15 protein-coding genes are annotated in these 18,201 nt (G+C 29.7%); 2 read left to right on the forward strand and 13 right to left on the reverse strand.

The genetic code is table 11. The features are described from left to right. Positions 1–277 (reverse strand): transposase (locus BUA90_RS10720; RefSeq protein ID WP_072968477.1); only part of this gene is annotated, 277 nt, incomplete at its 3' end. Between the two features lie 95 nt (positions 278–372). Continuing rightward, positions 373–1,365 (reverse strand): AIR synthase family protein, encoded by a 993-nt coding sequence (locus BUA90_RS10725; protein ID WP_072968478.1) that lies wholly within the window; start codon positions 1,363–1,365, stop codon positions 373–375. A 194-nt stretch (positions 1,366–1,559) separates the two neighbouring features. On the opposite strand from BUA90_RS10725, the gene BUA90_RS10730 reads away from it, so the two are divergent. Next, complete coding sequence (locus BUA90_RS10730) at positions 1,560–2,918, forward strand: hypothetical protein (protein WP_072968480.1); 1,359 nt, start codon at positions 1,560–1,562, stop codon at positions 2,916–2,918. 26 nt (positions 2,919–2,944) lie between these two features. On the opposite strand, the gene BUA90_RS10735 is transcribed toward BUA90_RS10730, so the two are convergent. Then, on the reverse strand, positions 2,945–3,535 hold the full coding sequence (locus tag BUA90_RS10735; RefSeq protein ID WP_072968482.1) for a hypothetical protein: 591 nt from the start codon (positions 3,533–3,535) through the stop codon (positions 2,945–2,947). 100 nt (positions 3,536–3,635) lie between these two features. Here BUA90_RS10735 and BUA90_RS12430 point away from each other — a divergent pair, with 100 nt between their 5' ends. Next, a complete protein-coding gene (locus BUA90_RS12430) occupies positions 3,636–3,800 on the forward strand; it encodes a hypothetical protein (protein ID WP_159430027.1) in 165 nt (54 codons plus the stop codon). Positions 3,801–3,837: 37 nt separating this feature from the next. Here BUA90_RS12430 and BUA90_RS10740 read toward each other — a convergent pair whose 3' ends face one another. From BUA90_RS10740 to pcrA, 10 genes are all read right to left on the reverse strand, one after another. Next, positions 3,838–5,487 carry a peptide ABC transporter substrate-binding protein gene (locus BUA90_RS10740; protein ID WP_072968484.1) on the reverse strand — a complete coding sequence of 550 codons (1,650 nt, stop codon included), beginning with the start codon at positions 5,485–5,487 and terminating at the stop codon, positions 3,838–3,840. 222 nt (positions 5,488–5,709) lie between these two features. Next, complete coding sequence (locus BUA90_RS10745) at positions 5,710–6,768, reverse strand: ABC transporter ATP-binding protein (RefSeq protein WP_072968485.1); 1,059 nt, start codon at positions 6,766–6,768, stop codon at positions 5,710–5,712. After that, positions 6,768–7,787 (reverse strand): ABC transporter ATP-binding protein, encoded by a 1,020-nt coding sequence (locus BUA90_RS10750; RefSeq protein WP_072968488.1) that lies wholly within the window; start codon positions 7,785–7,787, stop codon positions 6,768–6,770. The genes BUA90_RS10745 and BUA90_RS10750 overlap by 1 nt, the downstream gene beginning before the upstream one ends. A 16-nt stretch (positions 7,788–7,803) precedes the next feature. Then, on the reverse strand, positions 7,804–9,000 hold the full coding sequence (locus tag BUA90_RS10755) for an ABC transporter permease (protein ID WP_072968490.1): 1,197 nt from the start codon (positions 8,998–9,000) through the stop codon (positions 7,804–7,806). A 15-nt stretch (positions 9,001–9,015) separates the two neighbouring features. Then, positions 9,016–9,936 (reverse strand): ABC transporter permease, encoded by a 921-nt coding sequence (locus BUA90_RS10760; protein ID WP_072968492.1) that lies wholly within the window; start codon positions 9,934–9,936, stop codon positions 9,016–9,018. Between the two features lie 501 nt (positions 9,937–10,437). Next, the gene (gatB, locus tag BUA90_RS10765; protein ID WP_072968524.1) at positions 10,438–11,859 is read right to left on the reverse strand and encodes an Asp-tRNA(Asn)/Glu-tRNA(Gln) amidotransferase subunit GatB; all 1,422 of its coding nucleotides are present in this window, start codon (positions 11,857–11,859) and stop codon (positions 10,438–10,440) included. Between the two features lie 19 nt (positions 11,860–11,878). Further along, positions 11,879–13,348 carry an Asp-tRNA(Asn)/Glu-tRNA(Gln) amidotransferase subunit GatA gene (gene gatA / locus BUA90_RS10770; RefSeq protein WP_072968493.1) on the reverse strand — a complete coding sequence of 490 codons (1,470 nt, stop codon included), beginning with the start codon at positions 13,346–13,348 and terminating at the stop codon, positions 11,879–11,881. Between the two features lie 151 nt (positions 13,349–13,499). Continuing rightward, positions 13,500–13,778: an Asp-tRNA(Asn)/Glu-tRNA(Gln) amidotransferase subunit GatC gene (gatC, locus tag BUA90_RS10775; RefSeq protein ID WP_072968495.1), complete on the reverse strand. Its 279-nt coding sequence runs from the start codon at positions 13,776–13,778 to the stop codon at positions 13,500–13,502. Positions 13,779–13,907: 129 nt separating this feature from the next. Beyond that, positions 13,908–15,911 carry an NAD-dependent DNA ligase LigA gene (ligA, locus tag BUA90_RS10780; RefSeq protein WP_072968497.1) on the reverse strand — a complete coding sequence of 668 codons (2,004 nt, stop codon included), beginning with the start codon at positions 15,909–15,911 and terminating at the stop codon, positions 13,908–13,910. Between the two features lie 73 nt (positions 15,912–15,984). Beyond that, positions 15,985–18,177, reverse strand: coding sequence for a DNA helicase PcrA (gene pcrA / locus BUA90_RS10785; protein WP_072968499.1), 2,193 nt, complete (start codon positions 18,175–18,177; stop codon positions 15,985–15,987). Positions 18,178–18,201: the final 24 nt, after the last annotated feature.

The following is an 18,201-nucleotide window of genomic DNA, read 5'->3' on the forward strand; positions in this document are numbered from 1 at the left end:
CACGAAGAATTTGTATTTCAAGTTCTTTTTCACCTAAAAGTTTCTTTAGTTGTTCATTTTCTTTTTCTAGTATCTGAGACTCAACATCTTTATTAGTAGTTTTGGAAGTTTGTTTAGAAACTGTTGTTTTTCCATATTTTTTATAGTTATTTATCCATCTTGATAAGGTAACCGGATGAATATCATGACGTCTTGCTACTATACCTTGTTCACCAGTTTCTAAGGCTTCTTTAACTACTTTAACTCTAAATTCTTCAGTGAGTTGTTTTTTTGGCACTTAAATCCACCCCCTAAATTTATTATATTTCTATGGTTAATTTTGTCCAAATCTATTAGGGGGCTAAAAAGTTTTTAATTCTCAACTCTTAACTTTTAACTCCCCTTTATTACTTTATACAATTCATCACTTTCTGGAGGGTCTATTTCAGTTTTTACTCCATCTTCAATGAAATATCGTCCTTCTTCTGTTATTTCTCCAATAACAGTTGCTTTTATTCCACTACAACTTAATTTTTCAATAAGCTCTTTTTCCTTTTGTGGACTTACAGTCATAAGCATACTACCACTTGATATTAGCTTAAATGGATTTATATTTAAAAATTTACATATATCTGCTGTTTCTTTGGCTATAGGGATTCTATCCTTAAACACAATACATCCTACATTTGAAGCTTCACAAACTTCCCAAATTGCCCCTAAAATCCCTCCTTCTGTAATATCATGCATACAGTTTACTCCAACTTGTCCGCCTATTATACCTTCTTTTACTACACTTATATCATTTACCATAGACTTCGCTTTTTGAATTATTTCCCGGGAAAATGTCGAAGATAATTTTTCTTCCAAATCATATGCAATTATTCCCGTTCCCTCAAGTCCAACTGTCTTAGTCATTATTATTTTATCTTTTATCTTAGCTCCTGAAGTTTTTATAAGTTTATTCTTCAATTGTCTTCCTATTGCAGTAGCTGAAATCACTATTTTATTCACTGCATCAGTTATTTCTGTATGACCACCAATTACCTCTACATTGAGCTTAGCTGCTTCTTCTCCTACTTGCTTCATTATATCTTCTATATCATTTTCTGTTGTTCCTAGAGGAGCTAATATAGTAATCATAAGTCCTAAAGGTTCTACTCCATTTGAAGCTATATCATTACAATTTATATGTACAGCTAATCTTCCCACTTCACTGGCAGCTCCAGTTATAGGGTCTGTTGACATTATCAGTACATATTTTTCAAAGTCTACAACTGCACAATCTTCGCCAATACTTGCTCTTACTAAAACCTCATCCCTATGAAATTTAATATTCTTAAAAACAATTTTTTGAAGTAATTCTGAATCTAATTTACCTGCTCTCATTTCTTCATCTCCTCTACTTCTTAAAAAAATCAAAATATTCTATTATACATTATATAACAGCATGTTATTTAAATAAAATGTAATTCTTAAGAATAACATAACTATAAGTAAATATATTTATACTAAATGAATATGTACTCTTTCAGAAAAATCAAATTTTGCAATTATAAATATTTTTTAGGTGGTGATATAAAATGAATAAAAATTTTATTTTAATTTATTCTCTTTTTAATATTTTATCGATATACCAATTAGAAAATTCTGGACTAAAATATGAATTATCAGAAAAAGATTTTATTAAATTCAATAAAATTACAAATTCAAATTTATTAAAACTCTCCACACTTCCTTTAACAATTTTTTCTAACATAAATATCTCTTCTGAAAAAAAAGTTGATAATAATGAAAATATAATAAACAACGATAAAAAAATTATTTCACCAAAAAATCAAGCTCTTCTAATAATAAATGAAGTTCAAATGGCTAAATATCTATATGATAACATTATATTTAATGTCAATCATCCACTACATGATATAGAAAAAACTCTAGGTCTTATTTTTCTAAAATCCGCTATTAATCAAGGAAAATACTGCCATGAAAATTTAAAAAATGACTTAGAATTTTTTATTGACAAAAAAATTGAAATTGAACAAGATACTAATACTGTAAAATTACAGCCTTTAATCGATAATACAAATTTATCTACTGTAAATTGGGAAAACCAATCATACATGCTATTAGCTTACTATGAACTTTATAAGATACTAAAAAATAACTATTTTGAAATATACTACAGCGAAAAGGAAGCTAACTACTTTGAAGAAAAATTCTCTAATCTCCTTGAAAAAATATTATCTAATGAAAATAACATAATAAATCTTGAAACTAATATATTGTCAAGTATATTTCCTCCCATTCTAAAATCTTTAAAAGAATTTTATGAGAATGAAAATAATAAATATTTTATTTTAAGTATAAGTGAAGAATTATATTCTAGAGAATTTGAATTAGGCTATATTTATTCAGATAAAAATAAAACAAAAGCTGCATCTTTAGCTACTCATTTCAATACTATTGAATCTTTAATAACTGCTTATAACTGCACTCAATTTGATTGTTTCCTATATCTAGCAGAAAGAATATTTAAAAATTTAAGCTGGTTTTGGGATGATGAACTTAATTTATACAATCTTATAAACGATAAAGATTTAATATATACTTCTAAAACTATTTCATACATACTTAAATCCTTAAATAATCTGTATAATACAACTAATTCTGAAGGAATAAAAAGAAAAATAAAAAAACAGTTTGATAAAATTCTAAACTCATCAATAATATTATTAAATAATAAAGATTATCTTCTATCAAAAAAAATAGAATCAATCAATATTGAAAATTTAATTGAAAATCCTTATTATTTTTTAATAAAAAGCGGATTTAAAATTAATCCTGATAATAATAAATTAAGTATATATGAAAAAAAAGTTATAACTGAATACAATTTATTACTTGCTAATACTTTATTTGAAATTGCAACTAATCCCTAAAATTAAGAGGCATCTTTTGATGCCTCTTAATTTTCTAAGCAAAAATACTTTTTCCACTTTTCACTAGTGAGCATATAATGGTCAGATATTATATAAAGTACTTTTAAATCTTTCGGCTTAATGTCATGCATTATTAACACCTCTGCATCATATCCACTTCTTTGATCATATCTCTTTTTTAAATTCTCATTAAAAGACAAAGATGTTTCCCAATATTGCCTTAATAAATTCTTCCCTTCTTTTAATAAATATTTATTTGATTTTTCATATTCTACTATTTTACTTAAAATAAATGGCTCATATATATGATTTGCCAGATTTTCATTTGCAACCCAACATCTATTAGGATTTATCTTAATACCTAAAATAGCTGTATGAGAATGAAATTTATGATATTTATCAAAATTCAAACTTGCAAATATAGCTTTTTTTCTAATAACCCAAGAAGGTATCCAATCTGGCTTATGATTATCTATATAAATGTGAAAATCAAGATATTTAGATTTATAAGTCCTTTTATCATTATATTTTATTCCATTTTTTAATGCATTATCTAAATCTAATATGCTAATTACATGATAAACTACATTTGTTTCTATATAATCTGGAAATAGCATAAAATATCACCCGCTATCTTTTTAATTTTACAAATATTCTCTTTAAAATTTTTATATTTTTTTAGCATTTAGTGCAATACTAATCTTAGGAGGTGTTTTTATGTTAAATATCAACTGTACAATTAACAACTGTTTATTTTGCAAAAATGGAAATTGTACATTAACACATGTTTCTTCACCTTCAAATATCTATAATCCTGACTGTATTTATTTTAGACCAAAACATGAAATTTATTCGAATGAAACACATAAAAAAAAGATATGATGGAAAAATTCCATCATATCTTTTTAAAACAATATAATTATTCTGCTATATAAGCATAACCAAAATACCAATGACCTAATTTTGTTTTTTGCCAATCTTTTACTTTCTCTTTAACCATTACAGGATCAGTATAGTAGTAAATAGGCATAACTATCATTTCGTCCATTATCATTTTTTCAGCTTCTAATAACAATTTATCTCTTTCTTTTCCTGACACTAATTTAGCCTTTTCAATAAGCTTATCATAAGCTTTTACTTTCCACTGAGCATCATTATTTCCTGAATATGTTGTCCATAAATCTAAAAATGTCATAGGGTCAGCATAATCCGCAAGCCATCCTGCTCTAGCTACTGTAAAATTACCTTGATGTCTTGTATCTTGGAATACTGCCCATTCTTGATTTGCAAGTTTTACATTTATTCCAAGGTTCTTCTTCCACATTTCCTGTATAGCTTCTGCTATTGCTTTATGTCCTTCTGAAGTATTATAAAGAATAGTTATTTCTGGGAATCCCTTACCATCTGGATACCCTGCCTCAGCTAATAACTTCTTAGCTTCTTCAACATTAGCTCCATTTGGGTCTATTCCATAATCTCCAGCAACTTTTCTAAATTCTTCTCCTGTAGAAAGAGTTAAATTAACCGGTACAAATCCTGTAGCTGGTACCTGTGCAGCTTTTGTAACTGTTTCAACAATAGCTTTTCTATCAATAGCAAGAGTAAGTGCTCTTCTCACTCTAACATCATTTACAGGTTCTTTATTAACATTAAATATATAGTAATAAGTTCCTATCTGTGGCAATATAGTAAATGTTGGGTCTTCAGCCTGAAGTCTTGGTATCTCTTGAGTTGGCATATTATCAATTACATCCAATTCCCCAGATTCATATGCAGTTAAAGCTGTTGACTGGTCAACAATCATACTAGCTATAATTTTATCAATTTTTACCTCATCAGCTCTCCAATAATTTTCATTCTTAGCAAGTACTAACTTGTCACCTGATTTGTATTCAACAAGTTTAAATGGACCATTACATATGAATTTTGAAGGGTCTTTTGCCCATATACCTTCATTGTCAACTATATCTTCTCTAGTAGGCATATAAGTATAGAATGTAGTTAAATCCAAGAAATAAGGTGTAGGAGCATTTAAAGTAACTTGTAAAGTTTTGTCATCAAGTGCCTTAACTGCTACATCATCTCTTGTTCCTTTTCCCTCATAATATTCTTGCCCACCTTTAATGTAGAACAATTGGAATGCATATTCTGAAGCAAGTTTTGGGTCTAAAGCTCTCTTCCATGCAAACTCAAAATCATGAGCAGTTAGCGGCTTACCATCTGACCATTTAGTGTCTCTTAAATGGAAAGTATATGTAAGTTCATCTTCTGATACTTCATAGCTTTCAGCTATTGCTGGTTCAAGTTTACCATTAACTTCTCTCATTAAACCCTCAAATGTATTGTTAATTACATGTCCACCATCACTTGCACTATTAAGTTGCGGGTCAAGCGTCTTAGGTTCTGAACCTAAATTCCAATTTAATACCATTTCTTTTCCTTCAGCTGGTGCTGGCTTCTCAGCCTGATTTTGCTGCTCATTAGGTTCTGATTTCTTAGAACCACAGCCAGTAAAAGCTGTAACTACCAATACAAGTATTAGTAGTAATGCAAAACTCTTTTTAAACAATGTAAACCCCTCCTATTTTTTTTATTTATGTAAGTGGTATTTAAAATACCACTTTTTACATAATTATTTTTCATTTATTAAAATTATTATCACTAATAAAAAATCATTTACTGTTATTAAATATATTTAATAGATTTTTTAATTATATTTAAAAAATATTATATCTAAATTTTTTTAAATATTCAAGAAAAATATATTACTGGAAAACATTATCTTTTGAATTTATTTTACATCTAATGCTTTTTTGTTAGATATTTCCTTTGTTCCCCTTTTTATATCATCTGCATAATGACATGCATGCATATGACCATTTCCTATATCTACTAATTTTGGCTCTACCTGAGCACATTTTTCAGTAGCATATCTACATCTAGTTCTAAATCTACATCCTGATGGAGGATTAAGTGGACTTGGTACATCTCCTTGAAGTACTATTCTCCTTTTACTTCTTGTTACCTCCGGGTCTGGTATCGGTATAGCTGAAAGCAATGCTTGTGTATAAGGATGTAGGGGATTTGAATAGAGCTCATTACTTGGTGCTACTTCAACTAATTTGCCGAGATACATAACACCTATTCTATCAGATATATGTTTAACCATTGAAAGGTCATGAGCTATAAATAGATAAGTAAGTCCCATTTCTGATTGTAAATCTTCAAGCATATTTACAACTTGTGCCTGAATAGAAACATCTAAAGCTGAAATAGGTTCATCACAAATGATAAAATCTGGTCTAACAGCCAAAGCTCTAGCTATACCTATACGCTGTCTTTGTCCTCCACTAAATTCATGAGGATACCTATTTGCATGGTCTTTACTAAGTCCTACTCTTTCAAGCAAATCATATATAATTTCTTGTCTTTCTTTACCTTTAGCCAAATTATGAATATCTAAAGGTTCTCCTATTATATCACCAACAGTCATACGAGAATTCAATGATGCATAAGGGTCTTGAAATATCATTTGTATTCTCTTTCTAAATGGTTTAAGCTGACTTTCTCTTAATTTTCCTATTTCTGCTCCATCAAATATAACTTCTCCATCTGTTACATCATAAAGTCTTATTATTGTTCTACCAGTAGTAGATTTTCCACAACCAGATTCTCCAACAAGTCCAAAAGTTTCTCCTTTTCTAATGAAAAAACTAATATCATCTACAGCTTTTACATATTGAATTTTTTTCTTTATAAAACCTTTATTAATGGGGAAATACTTTTTTAAGTTTTTTACTTCTAGCAGTATCTCATTATTATCTTTATTTAATTTTATATCATTTGTCATTATTTCTCCCCCTTTCTAACACCAGTATCAACTGTTACCTTAGGAGCTTCATCATGAAGCAACCAACACATTGCTCTATGTCCTTCATTTACATAAAAATACGGTGGCATATGCTCAACACATATTTTCATAGCATAAGGACATCTTGCTGCAAAAGGACATCCTTTTGGCGGCTTCAATAAATCTGGGGGAGTCCCTTCTATTGGAATAAGTCTTTGCTTTTCATCTATATCCATTCTTGGAATAGATTTAAGAAGTCCCATAGTATAAGGATGCTTTGGCTCATAAAATATTTCTTCAGATGTTCCTTCTTCCATTATTAGTCCACCATACATAACGATAATTCTTGAACACACATCAGCAACAACACCTAAATCGTGAGTTATAAGTATAATAGAAGTATTTATCTTTTCCTTTAAATCCTTCATAAGTTCTAAAATCTGAGCTTGAATAGTAACATCCAAAGCTGTCGTAGGCTCATCAGCTATCAAAAGGTCAGGCTGACAAGAAAGTGCTATTGCTATCATAGCTCTCTGCCTCATACCACCACTAAATTCATGAGGATAATTATCTACTCGTTTTTCCGGTGATGGTATACCAACAAGTCTTAACATTTCAATAGCTTTTTCACGTGCCTCTTTCTTACTAGCACCCTGATGTCTTATAATGGCTTCCATTATCTGGTCTCCAACTGTATAAACCGGATTAAGTGATGTCATTGGGTCTTGAAATATCATTGCTATTTCATTACCTCTAATTGACATCATTTCTTTATTAGATTTTTTTACTAAATCTTCACCTTTAAAAATTATTTCACCACTTTTTATTTTTCCCGGGAATTGCAAAAGTCTCATTATAGACATTGAAGTAACACTTTTTCCACTACCTGATTCTCCAACAATTCCAACAGCTTCACCTTTATTAATTGTATAACTCACTCCACGAACTGCTTGAACTTCTCCAACATGTGTATAAAATGAAGTTTTTAAATTCCTTACTTCTAATAATTTTTCAGACAAAACATTCACCTCTTTCCTATTTACGTAAACGTGGGTCTAAAGCATCTCTTAAACCATCACCTAAAAAGTTAAATGCAAGCATTGTTATACATATAGCCAGTGATGGGAAAAATAACTGATATGCATATGAGCGAAGTCCACCCAATGCATCAGATGCCAATGTACCCCATGATGCTGCAGGTGCTGAAACTCCAAGTCCTATAAAGCTCAAAAATGATTCCGTAAATATTGCACTAGGTATCTGCATTGTAAGTGCAACTATAATAGGTCCCATTGCATTTGGTATCAAGTGTCTTACTAATATCCTCCAAGTACTAGCACCTAATGTTTTAGCAGCCAATACATACTCTTGTTCTTTTAAGCTTAAAGTCTGTCCTCTAACTATACGTGCCATACGCACCCAATAAACAGTACCTAACGTAATCATAATAGTTTTAAGTCCTGAACCCATAACAACCATAAGCATAATAACGTAAAGCATAAGCGGTACAGTACTGATAATATCAACTATACGCATCATCATATTGTCAATTTTTCCACCTGCATAACCTGAAATACCGCCGTAAAGAACTCCTATAAAAAAGTTAACAACTGCTGCAACTACTGCAACTGATAGAGATATACGTGCCCCATAAAGAACTCTTACATATAAATCTCTACCATGTGCATCACTACCAAACCAGTATGTCTTATTAAATACTTTTTTATAAGGCTTGATTTCCTTTCCATTTAAATATAATGCAAATTTTTTCGCATTTGGAATATCTTTATTTTTAGCAGCAAAACTATAATCTAAAACTACTTCATTACCATCAATATTGTATATCCTTTTTTTGCCTATCATATCATTTTTAGATGCTACAAGCTTATCTAAAATTTCTCCTTTTTCAGTTACTTCTATCAACATATAATCTCTTCTAACGTATACAAATTTATTATCTGCTATTTTATATATTTCAAATCTTGGAGGTATATTTGCCAAATCAAGATTTTGATCTGAATAAGAATATTTAGAAAACATTGGTCCAAATATTGCAAATAAAAATAAAATTATAATTGTAACAAGTCCTATCATAGCAAGTTTATTTTGTTTTAATCTCCTCCATGCATCCTGCCAATATGTCATACTCGGACGAGTAATTTTTTCTTTATCTCTTTCTTCATGTGCAATAGGTTCCCACATTTCTTTAGGAATATTTTTCATTTCTGCCATCAATCCAGCCTCCTTTTAGTCCCCTATCTTAATCCTTGGGTCAATAAATCCATAAAGTATATCCACAATCAAAATCATAACTAATAAAAATGCTGCATAAAATATTGTTACACCCATAAGTACTGTATAATCTCTATTTCCTACACTTTCAACAAAGTGCTTTCCAAGTCCCGGAATAGCAAATATTTTTTCAATTACAAACGAACCAGTCAATATTCCTGCTATCATAGGTCCTATATAAGTTACAACCGGTATTAATGCATTTTTAAGTGCATGTTTACCTACAACTACAAACTCTGAAAGTCCTTTTGCTCTAGCAGTTCTAATATAATCTTGTTGAAGAACTTCCAGCATACTTGAACGAGTAAGTCTTGCAACAAAAGAAAGTGAAAATCCTCCTAATGCTATTACCGGTCCTATCATATGCTTCCAACTAGTTAAACCATGCGAAGGTAGCCATCCTAGTTTTGAACTGAATATATATATAATTGCTGTTGCCATAACAAAACTTGGAATAGTAACACCTAAAGTAGCCAGTATCATTACAAGTTGATCCTGCCATTTATTTTGTTTGAGTGCAGAAATAACTCCAAGAGGAATACCTAAAACAACTACCATGAGTACTGCTCCTCCACCAATTTTAGCTGATACTGGAAAGCCTTCCTCAATTAATTGATTTACAGTAACTCCTACTCTCTGGAATGAAGGTCCTAAATCAAAAGTTGCAACTCCTTTAAGATAATCTAAATATTGTTTCCACAATGGCTGATCAAGTTTATATTTAGCTTCTAAGGCTTCAATAACAGCTGGTGGCAATGGTTTTTCTCTCGTAAAAGGTCCACCCGGTATAGCATGCATTAAGAAAAATGTGATAGTTATAACTAAAAATAAAGTTATAAACATAGATATTATTCTATTAGCAAGAAATCTAGCCAAATTATTACACTCCTTTCAAAATTTAAGTTATTATTTTAAAATTCCATAAAAATATTCTTAAAAACACCTCCTTTAAAATTTAAATAAATAATAATCAATAATATAATTGTCAAATTTAACAGTTTATATTATTAGCTTGGTAAAGTAATATTTTTATAAATCACTAGACATATTTTTATTTAACTTTAATAATAAAAATTTATGAATAATTATGTATATATTATCATTTTCCATTCATCTAAGTCTTAATATAAATCATAACTAAAATTTTCTAACAATTCAACATTTTCAGGATAATGCAATATTTAAATATTTGTAATAATTTTTGTAAATGTTGATATTTCAACTTTTAATCCTCACTACACATTTTTAGTTGTTTCTATTTATTTCCTGCTAACGTTATCATCTGTTTATTTTATTTAAAAAAATAATTACTCTTTCGTAATATGTATTTTTTTGTACAAATTTGACAAAAAAAAAGAGTCCTAAGACTCTGCATATTTATATTAATTCTTTAATAATTTTATTTACCAATTGAGGATTTGCTTTTCCTTTAGTTTCCTTCATGACCTGCCCTATTATATAAGCTAACGCTCTTTCCTTTCCATTTCTATAGTCTTGTACAGACTTTTGATTAGTCCTTATGACATTTACTACAATTTTCTCTATAGTTTTTCTATCTGTAATTTGCTCTAAATTTTTTTCTTTAATTATTTCTTTTGAACTTTTCCCAGTTTTAAACATTTGACTCAAAACTTTTTTACCTAAATTATTATTTACAACACCATTTTCTATAAATTTCAATAATTCTACAAAATCTTCATGACTAAATTTTATATTGTCTAAATCTATTTCAAATTCTTTCAAAAGCCTAAGAAATTCAGTCATAATCCAATTACTAACTAATTTGCTATTTTTTACTTCTTTAACCGTATTTTCAAAAAAATCCGCTAATTTTTTAGATGAAACTATAACTTGAGCATCATACTCAGGCAATTTGTATTCTCTAATAAATCTCTCTTTTTTATCATGGGGTAATTCTGGCAAAGTTTTCTTTATACTTTCAATCCAACTTTTTTCTATATTAAACATAACTATATCTGGTTCACGAAAATATCTATAATCATAAACTTCTTCCTTTTTTCTCATTGAAACTGTTTCATTTTTCTTTTCATCCCAGCGTCTCGTTTCTCTTATTGTATTTTTACCTTCACTTAAAAGTCTTATATGCCTTTTTTCTTCAAACTCTATTGCTTTAACAACTGCTTTAAAAGAATTTAAATTTTTTATTTCTACAATATTGCTTTTCAAATTTTTATCACTATTTACTACATTGATGTTCACGTCACATCTTAGTGAACCTTCCTCCATCTTACAATCTGATACTTCTATGTACTCTAGTATTGACTTAAATTTATTTAAAAAATTATAAGTTTCTTGTGATGAATTTAAATCTGGTTTAGTAACAATTTCTATAAGCGGCATGCCAGCTCTATTATAGTCAAGTAAAATATCACCATTTTGACTGTAAATCGTTTTTCCCGCATCTTCTTCTATATGAATCCTTTTTATTCCAATCTTTTTTATACATTTACCACTATCTATTTCCAAATAACCATCAGTACAAATAGGCTTATCATACTGAGATATTTGATACCCTTTTGGCAAATCTGGATAAAAATAATTCTTTCTATCTAATTTGCTTTCATCTGCTATAACACAGTTTAATGCCAGCCCTGTTTTTATTCCAAATTCTACTACTTTTTTATTGAGTACAGGTAGTGCTCCCGGTAATCCTAAACATACAGGACAACATTGAATATTAGGTTCTTTGTCAAATTTTGTAGAACATGAACAAAATATTTTTGTTTTTGTATTTAGTTCAACATGTATTTCAAGCCCTATAATAGTCTTATATTCCATATTCTCACCGCCTCTTGGCTTACTCTTTTCCAAGTTTTGACCTTTTTCTATGATATTCAGTATTTTGCTCAAAAGTATAAGCAACTCTCAATATAGTTTCTTCTTCAAAATAATTTCCTATAATTTGAAGACCAATAGGCAATCCATTTTTAAATCCGCAGGGTATTGAAATAGCTGGAAATCCTGTAATATTAACTGGTACAGTACATAAATCCGACATATACATTTCCAAAGGCTTTTGTTTTTTCTCGCCTAATTTGAATGCAACAGTCGCAGTTGTAGGCATGATTATAACATCATATTCATCAAATATTTTTTGAAAATCGTTCTTTATAAGTGTTCTAACCTTTAAAGCTCTATTGTAATATTCATCATAATATCCTTTACTCAAACAATAAGTCCCAAATATAATTCTCCTTTTAACTTCATCTCCAAAACTTTTTGACCTAGTTTTTATTAATAAATCTTCTATCCCATTATAACTTTCAGCTCTGTATCCATATCTTATACCATCAAATCTTGAAAGATTACAGCTACACTCTGCCGCTGCAATTATATAATAAGCAGGCAAAGCATATTCCATATGTGGAAGAGATACTTCATCATATTTAGCTCCAAGACCTTCTAAAATATCTAGTGCATTAAAAATTTTCTTTTTAATATCCTCATCTAATTCACTACCAAAATATTCTATTGGAACTCCAATCTTTATATCTTTCACATCTTGCTTCAAACACTTTAAATAATTAACTTTTCTTCTTTTTACAGACGTAGAATCTAAATTGTCATAACCAGCTATTGTATTTAGTACTAAAGCACAATCCTTTACGTCCTTCGTTATTGGACCAATCTGTTCAAGAGATGAAGCATAAGCAACAAGTCCATATCTTGAAATTAATCCATAAGTCGGTTTTAATCCCACTAATCCACAAAAAGAAGCAGGCTGCCTAATAGAACCGCCTGTATCAGAACCAAGAGCAAAAAAAGCTTCTCCCGAAGCAACTGAAGCTGCCGAGCCACCACTAGACCCTCCGGGAACTCTATTTAAATCCCAAGGATTTTTAGTAATCTTAAATGCAGAATTTTCCGTAGATGAACCCATAGCAAATTCATCCATGTTTGTTTTTCCTAAAAGTATTGCATTTTTATCATATAATTTTTTTACTGCAGTAGCATCATATGGAGAAATAAAGTTTTTCAGCATTTTTGAAGCACATGTAGTCTGTAAATTTTTTGTACAAATATTATCTTTTACAGCCATTGGAATACCTGCTAAATCATCTAAAATCTGTCCATTTTTTATCATGGTATCTATTTTATCAGCACATGATAATAATAAACTTTTTCTACATATCGTTATATATGATTGAACTAAATTTTCAACTTCATCAATTCTATTTAAAACTGACTCGACTAATTCTCTGCAAGAAATCTCTTTATTTCTCAATTTATCACTAACTTCATGAACTGTAAGATTATACAGCTTCATCAACACTCACTCCCTACAAGTGGTTCCAAGTTGCATGTTCTAAGTTTTCGGTCAAATCTCTAGGTTTTTTAACTCTTAACTGTTATCAGCTCTCAGTTCTCGGCTTAATGTCATTTCTCTATGGTATTTTTAAATTCTTAATTTTTAATTCTTAATTCTTAATTTTAATATATCCATCTATTTTATCTGGTGCATTTGCAAGTATATCTGCTCTATCATAGGAACATCTTTCTGTATCTTCTCTAAATACATTTTTAATTGAATGTACATAATATGTAGGTTCTATATTTTGAACATCTAATTCCTTTATCTTTTCTACATACTTTAAAAGAGAATTAAATTCATCTACAAAATCATCAATATCACTTTCACTCAATTCTAATTTTGCAAGATTAGCTACATATTTAATATCTTGTTTTGAAATCGACATAACATCTCCTCCATTAAATTTGGGTTATCAGTTCTCAATAAGATAACACGTTACAGGTAACAAATTCTCTAGTGTCTTCTTATAATTTTAAATTCTTAATTTTTAATTCTTAATTCTAATAACTCTTAACTATTTAATCATTTCTTCAAATTCTTCTTCTGTAATAACTCTTACTCCTAATTTATTTGCCTTATCTAGCTTAGAACCCGGATTTTCCCCTACAAGAACATAACTCGTTTTTTTACTAACACTGCCTGTAACTTTTCCACCTAATCTTTCAATTATTTCCTTAGCTTCATTTCTAGTATAATTGTTTAAAGTTCCTGTAAGTACAAAAGTTTTATCTTTTAATTTTAATTCCATTTCTCCATCTTCTGTAGCTTTTTTCTTACTTTCCATATTGACTCCAGCTCTTTTCATCTTCTCTATAATCTCCAAATTCTTTTCATCTCTAAAAAATTCTACTATACTTTCAGCCATTTTAGGACCTATTTCATCTATAGCAGTAAGTTTCTCTATACTTGCATTTATTAAACTATCTATATCTTTAAATTCTTCTGCAAGAACTTTCGCAGCTTTTGAACCTACTAATCTTATCCCTAAAGCATTTATAAGCCTACTCAAATCATTATTTTTAGAATTTTCTATTGCATTCAAAAGATTGGATACCGATTTTTCTCCCATTCTTTCTAATTTGACAAGTTCATCTTTTTTGTCATTCAAATAATATAAATCGCCGGGGTCTTTAATAAATTCTCTCTCTAAAAGAATAGTAATTATAGCTTCTCCTAAACCGTCTATATTCATAGCATCTCTTGAAACAAAATGAATTATTTTTCTTCTAAGCTGAGCAGGACAAGCCATATTTATACACCTAACTGCTACTTCACCTTCAAGTCTGACTGTTTTTTCTCCACATGCAGGACATTCTTTTGGAAGCTCAAATTTTACCTCATTTCCAGTTCTCTTATCTTTTAAAACTCGTACAACCTCAGGAATTATATCGCCTGCCTTATGAATTATAACTTTATCTCCTATTCTTATATCCTTTTCATTTATAAAATCCTGATTATGTAGCGTAGCTCTACTTACAACTGTACCTGCTACTCTAACAGGCTCAAGCACTGCAGTAGGAGTTATTACTCCAGTTCGACCAACTTGAACTACAATATCCTTTACTACAGTTTCTTTTTCTTCTGCAGGAAATTTATAAGCTATTGCCCATCTTGGACTTTTTGCTGTTGTTCCAAGTATTTCATGCTGATTTAAATCATTGACTTTTATAACCAAACCATCTATTTCAAAAGGTAATTCATGTCTTTTTTCATGCCACTTTTTACAAAGCTGTATGACTTCATCTATATTTTTACATAATTCATACTTTGAAGTTTTAAAACCTAACTTTTTAAGATATTCCAATCCTTCAGAATGTTTATTTAAATCTTTTCCTTCTATTTTAAGGATACTAAATACAAAAATATCTAATGGCCTTGAAGCAGTAACTTTAGGGTCAAGCTGCCTTAGTGAACCTGCAGCAGCATTCCTCGGATTTGCAAATACTGGCTGTCCACTCTCTTCTTGTCTTTTATTTAAATCTGCAAATTTTTTCTTAGGTATATAAACTTCTCCTCTAACTTCTATATCTATATTTTCTGACAATGCAAGAGGTATTGACTTTACTGTACGAAGATTATTTGTTACATCTTCACCTACTATTCCATCTCCTCTTGTAGCTCCCCTTATAAATTTTCCATTTTCATATTTCAATGCAACAGACAGTCCATCTATCTTGAATTCAACTATATATTCGACTTCATTCCCTACTTCTTTCCTTATCCTTCTATCAAAATCTAAAAGGTCTTTTTCATCATATGAATTGCTAAGACTGAGAAGCATAACTGTATGAGCAACTTGTTCAAACTTTACAAGTGGTTTTCCTCCTACTCTTTGAGTTGGAGAATCTTGAGCTATAAATTCTGGAAATTTTTCTTCTAATTCTATAAGCTCCTTCATGAGCATATCATATTCATAATCTGTAATCTCTGGATTATCTAAAACATAATATCTATAATCATGATAATTTATTTTTTCTTTTAATTCTCTTATTCTTTCTTGGGCTTTTTGTTTATCCATAAAGACACTTTCCTCCTCAACACTTCTAATTAGCAAATGTTAAATCTACCCTTTCAAATAGATAATCTTAAACTTAACTTATTATTTCAATTGGTGCATACCCAAGCATGAGTTTTTTAACTCCCTTTTTATCAAAAGCTACAGTAAGTTCTGCCTTCTCTCCCGAGCCTTTGACAGTTATTACTGTACCTGTACCAAATAATTTATGTTCAATCTTTGTTCCCGGTTTTATTTCAGAGGAGTCAACTTTATTTACTGCTCTTTTTTCCATAAATTCCATAGGTTTAAGACTTAATTTACTGCCAAAATTTTGCTTTACTATACCTCTAATATTTCTTTTTTCTCCGCCTTCCTCTATTAAATTCTTTGGTATTTCGTCTATAAATCTCGATACAGGATTCACATTTGTTCTGCCATATAAAGTTCTCATAAAAGCATGGGTTAGATAGAGTTCCTCCTTCGCCCTTGTAATGCCGACATAGCACAATCTTCTTTCTTCTTCAATTTCTCTATCATCCATAATTGACCTTGAACTTGGAAAAATACCTTCTTCCATTCCTGCCATAAATACAACTGGAAACTCCAAACCTTTAGCACTATGAAGTGTCATGAGAACTACTACATTTTGTTCATCTTCAAGATTATCTATATCTGACATCAATGATATTCCTTCTAAAAACTCTGATAAAGATTTTGTTTCAGAATTGTTTTCAAATTCCATTGCAACAGAAAGAAATTCTTGAAGGTTTTCTATTCTAGTTCTTGCCTCTATTGAATTTTCATCTTCCAATTCTTTAATATAGCCAGTTTCATTTAATATATTTTTAATTATTTCTGTAACTGTATACTGCTCTTTATTTTCTTTGTATTTAATAACTATATTTAAAAATGAATCTAATCCAGCAGTTACTCTCTTTGAAAACATACCTGATTCTGCTGCGTCAAGTATAGCACTAAAAAGCTTTTCACCTTGCTGGTCTGCTATTTCTCTAATTTTTTCTATTGTCCTATTTCCTATGCCCCTTTTAGGAACATTTATTATTCTTAAAAGACTTATATCATCTAGAGGATTTTGTATTACTCTAAGATAAGCTATAATGTCCTTTATTTCTTTCCTATCATAGAACTTTAAACCGCCAATAATTTTATAAGGTATATTATTTTTCATAAAAGCATCTTCTATAACTCGTGACTGTGCATTAGTTCTATATAAAACTGCAAAATCACTATAATTTCTATCTCCATTCTTTACTTTTTTATTAATCTCATTTGCTATAAAACTAGCTTCATCATTTTCTGTTTGTGCTTTATAATATTTAATCTTTTGACCTTCCTCATTGTTAGTCCAAAGTTTTTTATGCTTTCTTTCAACATTTTCCTTTATGACATTATTTGCCGCTTCAAGTATAATTTTTGTACAGCGGTAGTTCTGCTCTAGTTTTATAACTTTAGCATCTGGAAAATCTTTTTCAAAATCAAGAATATTTCTTATGTCAGCTCCACGAAAGCGATAAATTGACTGGTCCTCATCTCCCACTACACATAGATTTCTATGTACTTTTGACAACATATTGATAAGTTTATACTGTGCCCTATTTGTATCTTGATACTCATCTACCATTATGTATTCAAACTTTCTCTGATAGTACTTGAGTACATCTGAAGCAGTTTCAAAAAGCTCTATAGTTTTCATTATTAAATCATCAAAATCCATTGCATTATTGCTTTTTAATTTCTTTTGATAAAGACTGTAAAGGTCGCATATTGGTCTTAATTTAAAATCACTATAATTAAGATTTATAAATTTTTCTGGTGTTTGAAGCTTATCTTTAGCACTGCTTATTATCCCTTGAACATAATTTACTGGATAAGATTTATCGCTCATATTAAGCTCTTTAAGACATTCTTTTATAAGAGTTCTTTGGTCAGATGTATCATATATGACAAAATCTCTTGTATATCCTATTTTTTCAATATCTCTGCGAAGAATTCTGACACAAGCCGAATGAAACGTACTTATCCACATATTTGATGCTATACTTCCTATAAGCTGTTCAATCCTTTCTTTCATCTCAGATGCAGCTTTATTTGTAAACGTTATGGCTAATATATTTCCAGGAAAAACGCCTTTTTCTTTTATTAAATAAGCAATTCTATGAGTAAGCACTCTAGTCTTTCCGCTTCCTGCTCCTGCTAATATAAGCAATGGCCCTTCAGTATTTTCAACAGCCATACGCTGCATGTCATTTAAAGTAGATAAATCCATATTTTTGCTCCTTTCAGTATTATT

Origin of the sequence: Caminicella sporogenes DSM 14501 (genome assembly GCF_900142285.1) — a bacterium.
GTDB classification, from domain to species: Bacteria; Bacillota; Clostridia; order Peptostreptococcales; family Caminicellaceae; genus Caminicella; species Caminicella sporogenes.

Excerpts from the sequence above, each read along its gene's own strand:
- BUA90_RS10730 (WP_072968480.1), top strand. The coding sequence starts at position 1,560 with ATGAATAAAAATTTTATTTTAATTTATTCTCTTTTTAATATTTTATCG.
- pcrA (WP_072968499.1), bottom strand. The coding sequence starts at position 18,177 with ATGGATTTATCTACTTTAAATGACATGCAGCGTATGGCTGTTGAAAAT.
- ligA (WP_072968497.1), bottom strand. The coding sequence starts at position 15,911 with ATGGATAAACAAAAAGCCCAAGAAAGAATAAGAGAATTAAAAGAAAAA.
- gatC (WP_072968495.1), bottom strand. The coding sequence starts at position 13,778 with ATGTCGATTTCAAAACAAGATATTAAATATGTAGCTAATCTTGCAAAA.
- gatB (WP_072968524.1), bottom strand. The coding sequence starts at position 11,859 with ATGGAATATAAGACTATTATAGGGCTTGAAATACATGTTGAACTAAAT.
- BUA90_RS12430 (WP_159430027.1), top strand. The coding sequence starts at position 3,636 with ATGTTAAATATCAACTGTACAATTAACAACTGTTTATTTTGCAAAAAT.
- BUA90_RS10745 (WP_072968485.1), bottom strand. The coding sequence starts at position 6,768 with ATGACAAATGATATAAAATTAAATAAAGATAATAATGAGATACTGCTA.
- BUA90_RS10735 (WP_072968482.1), bottom strand. The coding sequence starts at position 3,535 with ATGCTATTTCCAGATTATATAGAAACAAATGTAGTTTATCATGTAATT.
- BUA90_RS10755 (WP_072968490.1), bottom strand. The coding sequence starts at position 9,000 with ATGGCAGAAATGAAAAATATTCCTAAAGAAATGTGGGAACCTATTGCA.
- gatA (WP_072968493.1), bottom strand. The coding sequence starts at position 13,348 with ATGAAGCTGTATAATCTTACAGTTCATGAAGTTAGTGATAAATTGAGA.
- BUA90_RS10725 (WP_072968478.1), bottom strand. The coding sequence starts at position 1,365 with ATGAGAGCAGGTAAATTAGATTCAGAATTACTTCAAAAAATTGTTTTT.